Annotated in this window: 1 protein-coding gene; it reads right to left on the bottom strand. The window is 63.3% G+C overall.

Annotated elements, in window-relative coordinates:
* Positions 1–19: 19 nt before the first annotated feature.
* Positions 20–1,114 carry an IS110 family transposase gene (locus P3L18_RS28090; protein WP_276115994.1) on the bottom strand — a complete coding sequence of 365 codons (1,095 nt, stop codon included), beginning with the start codon at positions 1,112–1,114 and terminating at the stop codon, positions 20–22.
* Between the last annotated feature and the right edge of the window lie 266 nt (positions 1,115–1,380).

The following is a 1,380-nucleotide window of genomic DNA, read 5'->3' as shown; positions in this document are numbered from 1 at the left end:
GGGACGTTCCTATAACGTGTCAAGGGGTGTGGGAGGCGTTTTTTGTGGTGTGGTCGAGGTCTTTGAGATCGGCTTTGAGGGCGTAGAACAGTTCGCGGGCGACGAGGCGTTTCATGGCGCGGATGATGTCTTTATCGGCCATTCCCTGGGCGCGTCGTTTTTCTCGGTAGGTGAGTGCTTTCTCGTGTTTACGTAGCCGGCCGATGACCACGAGGTGGACCGCGGAGTTGGCGTGGCGGTCCCCACCGCGGTGCAGCCGCATCCGGCTGGTCTTCCCCGAGGACGCGGGGATCGGCGCGATCCCGGCCAGCCGTGCGAACTGCGCGTCGCTACGGATACGGTCCGGGCATTGCCCGACGGTCACCAACAACTGTGCGGCGATCATCGGACCGACCTGGGGGCGGGCCCGCAACCGCGGCGCGGCCCGGCGGGTCAGCGTGTTGAGTTGGGTGTCGTAGGCCTTGATCTCGCTATCGAGATCCCGGACCCGTCCGGCGATTCCTCGTAACGCGAGTTTCGCACCCTGTACCGGGTCTCCCGCTTCGGCGCGGTTGGGTCGCCACGACCAGATGACCGCCACCATTTTCCGGGTCGTCAACCCCGCCAGCTTCTCCCGTAACACCGGTGCGGTGATCACCAGATCCCGGATCTGATTCAACGCCACACTCCGTGCTTTGACCGCCGAAGCCCTTGCCGTGGACAGCATTCGGATCGACTCGACAATCCCGGAGTGATCCTTCGGGGTGATATCGGCGCGCCCGGTGCGCGCCGCCTGCGCCGCGGTGTAGGCATCAACCGGATCGGATTTACCGACCGTGGCCCGCACCGTCGGATCCGGGCGGTTGAGTTCTTTGACGGTGTAGCCGTGCTCGCGCAGCACCGTGGTCAACCCCAACCCGTAACTACCGGTCTGTTCCACCGCGACCTGATGCACCCACCACTGGGCCAACCACTCCAGCATCGCCTCGTTCCCGGCCCGATCGGTACCGAACTCGGCGTCGGTGATCTGCCGGCCGTCCTCGTCGACGATCCCGGCATGGTGGGTGTCTTTGTGGGTATCGACCCCGGCATACACCGGTTGCGTCGACACCCCGTCTGCAGTCATGCTCGACATTGCGGTTCTTGTCTCCTTCACTTCGGTGGAGGATGACTACGCCGGGTGAGGCAGACAGGACGGTGAAGAGTCGGACCAACCGCAGCCGACAGGTTCCTATGAAGTCATAACCTCACCCGGCCCGGTCATCACGAATCCAGGTGTATGTTCGGGCTTCACCGAATGCCGACAGGTCCCACGTGAAGACACCCAATTCGAGGTCAGTCTCGAGGTAAGTCAGAACACCCGGTCAAGCCCTACCTACATTCTCACCGTCTCGAGGCTCG

This window comes from Gordonia sp. N1V (assembly GCF_029269935.1).
In the GTDB taxonomy this organism is placed as follows: Bacteria; Actinomycetota; Actinomycetes; order Mycobacteriales; family Mycobacteriaceae; genus Gordonia; species Gordonia polyisoprenivorans.
This window is presented reverse-complemented; position numbering and strand designations above follow the sequence as displayed.